7 protein-coding genes are annotated in these 4,701 nt (G+C 42.2%); all 7 read left to right on the top strand.

The window, feature by feature from the left end:
- A partial coding sequence (locus IH879_20010) for a hypothetical protein (protein MCH7677213.1) occupies window positions 1–613 on the top strand: 613 nt, incomplete at its 5' end.
- Window positions 603–986, top strand: coding sequence for a transcriptional regulator (locus IH879_20005; GenBank protein ID MCH7677212.1), 384 nt, complete (start codon window positions 603–605; stop codon window positions 984–986). The genes IH879_20010 and IH879_20005, both read left to right, overlap by 11 nt.
- A 154-nt stretch (window positions 987–1,140) precedes the next feature.
- Window positions 1,141–1,635, top strand: a complete 495-nt coding sequence (locus tag IH879_20000; protein ID MCH7677211.1) for a hypothetical protein — start codon at window positions 1,141–1,143, stop codon at window positions 1,633–1,635.
- A 25-nt stretch (window positions 1,636–1,660) separates the two neighbouring features.
- Window positions 1,661–2,968, top strand: coding sequence for a cell envelope integrity protein CreD (gene creD, locus IH879_19995; GenBank protein ID MCH7677210.1), 1,308 nt, complete (start codon window positions 1,661–1,663; stop codon window positions 2,966–2,968).
- Window positions 2,969–3,091: 123 nt separating this feature from the next.
- Window positions 3,092–3,481 (top strand): hypothetical protein, encoded by a 390-nt coding sequence (locus IH879_19990; protein ID MCH7677209.1) that lies wholly within the window; start codon window positions 3,092–3,094, stop codon window positions 3,479–3,481.
- Window positions 3,482–3,575: 94 nt separating this feature from the next.
- Window positions 3,576–3,785: a hypothetical protein gene (locus tag IH879_19985; GenBank protein ID MCH7677208.1), complete on the top strand. Its 210-nt coding sequence runs from the start codon at window positions 3,576–3,578 to the stop codon at window positions 3,783–3,785.
- 478 nt (window positions 3,786–4,263) lie between these two features.
- Window positions 4,264–4,701 (top strand): SRPBCC family protein (locus IH879_19980; protein MCH7677207.1); only part of this gene is annotated, 438 nt, incomplete at its 3' end.

Genomic DNA, 4,701 nt, shown 5'->3' with positions numbered 1-4,701 from the left:
ATTACAAAAGAATATTCTGGACAAGCAGCGTTTCAAAGGGTATTCCGGCAGAGCTAGAGCCATTGCCGGAACCGTTGCTTTAATTGCGGCTGTATTTCTCTCAATTTCCGGGTACCCCGAAACAGTTAAAGCCCACCTCGTCGTCTGGGCAGTGGTTTTTGCAGTCGGCTTCGTTCTGAACTATGGCGCTTTAATTCATTGGTTTCTTTTTGACCCAAATGTGCAGCGCGACTTCCGCAAACTTAGACCCGCCCTCGAAGCGTTACCGGCCCTTTTCGTGGGCGGGACTTTGACGTTTGCTTTGGTAAAAGTGGGCCAGGTCCAGTTATTATTCGGCATGTGGATGTCATTATTTGGCATAACTTGTCTGGCTACACGTCAGGTGCTGCCGCGAATCTATTGGGTTGTGGGCATTTTTTACTTAGCGTGCGGCAGCTATTTTTTGCTTGCACCTAGCGTCAAATTCCTGAATCCGTGGCCGATGGGAATTGTCTTTTTTACAGGAGAGTGGGTAGGCGGAATTATTTTTCACTACGACGATAAATTAGAAGGCTCTTTTATACAAACGGTCTTGAATTTATTCAATAGGAAGGGAAAAAGTTATGCCCCTTAAAAACGAAAACGTTTATGTTGGCTTGAAACGAATCTTTCATGAACCGAGCAGGTTGGCTATCATGTCGGCGTTGTGCAGAGAAGTGGATGGCCTGACATTCAACGAGCTGAAGGAGGAATGCGAACTGACATTCGGCAACCTCAGCAGTCACTTAAAGTCCTTGCAAGACGCCAAAGTCATCAAGGTTAAGAAATTCTTCATTGGAAATAAACCCTGCACCCGGCTTTCTTTGACAGAAAAAGGCCGTCAGAGTTTTGTCGATTACTTAGAGGCGTTAGAAGAGGTTTTAAAAAAAGCCGCCCAAGCTGTTTCAACTTCTGAGGAAAAAGCGTCTGCACAATTGTTCTCTGTAAAGCCGGCTTTTCAGGGGTAACATTTAGAGCGAATCAACTTTATGATTCGTATTTTTTTGACCTCAAGCTCTGCATTACAAAGTTATTTTTAATAGAGAGAAGAAAAACCTTGCAGGTCTTTGAGACCTGCAAGGTTTAAATGCAAATTAGCTCAAACCAAAAAAAGGAGAAACCATGAAAAATCCATCTTTTATTCGACTTGCAAGCGTCCTCACAGCAATTTTACTCGGCTTTATTTTGACTTTGGGCTGCCGGTCCCGGGCGCCTGAAAATCCCGAAATCAGCGACGTAAACTGGAAAATATACTCAAATGAAGATATGAAAGTCTCTTTGAGCTACCCGGATATTTACACTGTCGATGAAAACCGGAATGCCCACGGAACCCTGTTTCGGTACGGCGGCCACCCGGTGCTCAGCTTGCGATTCACGGATGAGCACCAGGGAAAAAAACACGGCCTCTGGTTCGGACATCAACCGGAAAAAAGCATCGAACTTGGTGGCCGGAACGGTCTAAAATATGTCTATAATCATTATGACGCCATTTTTTATATGCGAACGATCTCTTATGTGGTTGATCATCAGGATGAATATCTCGGCTTGGAGTTTCGCACCGACAATGAGGAGTTGGATGAAATTCAGCAGAGAATTTTGAATTCGTTAAAATTTTAAGAAAATAAATTGGAGGCAATGCGTCATGGACAATCTACATCGAATAAAGCAATCACTAAGTTTCAGACTGACTATTATCGGACTCCTATCACTTGTACTTTTGATACCGGCACATATGATCCAATCTCTTATTATTGAAAGGCAAGACAGGCGTGATAATGCTATAAAGGAAGTCAGCCAAAAGTGGGGAGGATCTCAAATATTAACTGGACCAATCCTAAGTATTCCATTCAGAGACACCTCTAAAACAAAATATATTCATTTTCTGCCGGATGAACTAATGATTAAGGCTTCAATTAACCCTGATATTAGATACCGGGGAATCTATGAGGTTGCATTGTATAATGCACAATTGCAAATTGAAGGTAATTTTTCGATTGCCGGGGTAGAACGATTGGGTATCCCGGCAGATCGATTGATATGGAATGATGCATTTATAGCCATCGGGATTTCTGATATGAAAGGCATCAAAAATTTAATAAAAATCAAGTGGAATCAAAAAGAATATGATGCAACCCCAAGCATCCAATCAACCGATATTTTGGCATCAGGAATCAGCATTAAACCAGGCTTCGATAAAAATTTTAATGATAAGTTTAAATTTTCGTCTGCCATAAATCTAAATGGTAGTTCGAGCTTAATGTTTTCACCCATTGGAAAAATAACTCAAGTTGATATTTCATCAACCTGGCAAAACCCAAGTTTTACAGGTAACTTTCTGCCCGAAACCTATGATGTCCTTTCGAATGGTTTCAAAGCCAAGTGGCAGATATTTCATTTAAACCGAAATTACCCTCAATATTGGATTGGAGACCAATATAACCCTACAAACTCAAATTTTGGAGTAAACCTATATATACCAGTTGACGAGTATCAAAAGACAATGCGGATGTCTAAATATGCTATCATGTTTATTGCGCTTACGTTCTTATCTTTTTTCCTAATTGAACTTTTAAACAGAAAAATCATACATCCGATTCAATATATTCTCATAGGTTTTGCTTTGCTTGTTTTTTATACTTTGCTTCTATCATTTTCCGAACACGTTGCATTTAAATATGCCTATCTAATTGCAAGTCTAGGAATTGTAACACTGATAACTGCATATACGAAAACTGTATTAAAGAGCAATCTCCAAACAATAATCATTGGAGCACTATTGACGGTATTATATGGACTTTTATATGTTGTTTTACAATTACAAGACTTCGCCCTCTTAATGGGAAGCATAGGCCTCTTTATTATTCTTGCGATCGTTATGTATGTAACTCGGAGCATTGATTGGTTTTCAATTGTCACGACTCAAGAAAAACCTGATAAAAGCCTAAAATAAGCAGTCAAATATAGATTTTAGGTCCTAATCTTTTTATTCGTTTTAATTTCCGTCGTTATTTATGCAATAGACCGGCGGCAGAAGCCGCTGGTTGCAATTTCTTACTAAAAAATGGAGTTTGACATGATCAACATATTATTGCTGATTTTAGCCATTTTCACTTCTTTAATTGCCGTCCTAAATAGCGTCTTTGTTTTTATGTCCCCGGACGGGTCAGCTCTCTGGAATATTTCCAGAGTTCTGGTTTCTGTGTTTATTATACTTGTTGGAGTTTTAACCTGGTCAGTGGTTCGCTTGAAAAGCTCCAAAAACAATCTGCGACAATTTCTGTCTTTTTGTTCGATTGGGCTGGTGGTTCTTGGAATCTTTGGAACATTACATGCGTTTTACCTCGGTCAGACCACCGGCGACTTTGAGTATTATCTCTTTCCCATAAATATGCTACTGATAGGTCAGGGAGCGCTGACTTTTTGGTTTCTGCGGCATTCCAGTCAAAAAGTTTTGAGCGTTTAACAAAATTAATTGCTATTAATCTCGCTCGGTCTTCGAAAAGGGAGGTAACAACACGGATACCAAATGGCGCGCACCTGCGCTCGTTGGAGGCTGCATGCTCATCTTGGCGGGTCTGCTCCAGGGGTTAAGCGCGACTCAGGTAGCCTCTTCGCTAGCCGGCGTCTCGATTCCGGAGCCGCTTACGCCGCGGGCACTGGTAGGAGCATGGATCTTTTTGGGATGGCATACGCTACTGATCGGCGGCATTGTCATTGGAGCCGTGGTAAAGTCAGGTCAAGGGACCCGCCCTGCGCTTCTCCTTTAGGGGGCGATCGCCTCGGCAGACGTGCTCTGGGCGATCGGTTTCGCCGGCTTCCATGCTTCGATGGCTCTGAACGTGGTGCCTCCGCTCTGCCTGTTTTGGGCTTGGTGGAGGCTCGGTCCTCCCGCAAAGGGTCGTTGAACTTACTTTTTGGTATTTGAGAGATTCCCTGCATCACATATCGACTATTTTACCGGTGGTTTGCCTTTGGATTTCAAGAAATAATGACGAGTTAATAAGCGACCCGGTAGGGAACAGGCATTGCCTGTTCCCTACAAAAATGTAAAAAAGACTAGAAAACCTCGTAAATAAAATTCTCCCTTCATTTTAACCTTGTCTCCCGCCAGGCAAAAAATGCCCTTTCGATCAATTTTCATTTGACAAATCAAAATAAATTTAATATATGAGTATAGGAAGTTCTACTTTCCGCAAATCCAACAATCAAAATTTAGTAAAATATCTTAGACAAATCGGAGGACATATGAAGTGGGTGTTGATTATTCTCGGGGTTTTGGCTGGACTCGTGGCCATTGTCTGGGTTGTCGGCTCAATGCTTCCGGAAGGTCATGTTGCCACGCGGTCGGCTAAATTCAATAAGTCATCTGAAGAAGTTTGGAATACCATAACGGACTTTGCAGCCGCGCCAACCTGGCGTGAGGAGCTTAAATCCATGGAACAATTGCCCGACCGGAATGGTCACGCGGTTTGGAAAGAACTGAGCGATTTTGGTTCCATGACTTATGAAATCACAGAATTTAGCCAACCCAAGCGGATGGTCACAACAATTGCTGATGAAAACCTGCCGTTCGGTGGCACATGGACGTATGAATTAATCTCGACAGAAGGTGGAACAATGCTGACCGTCACGGAAAATGGCGAAATCTACAATCCATTCTTCCGGTTTATGGCCCGGTTCATT

Source organism: candidate division KSB1 bacterium (assembly GCA_022562085.1).
GTDB lineage: Bacteria > Zhuqueibacterota > Zhuqueibacteria > Oceanimicrobiales > Oceanimicrobiaceae > Oceanimicrobium.
Note: the sequence above shows the minus strand (reverse complement) of the source record. Positions and strands in the feature narration are given on the sequence as shown.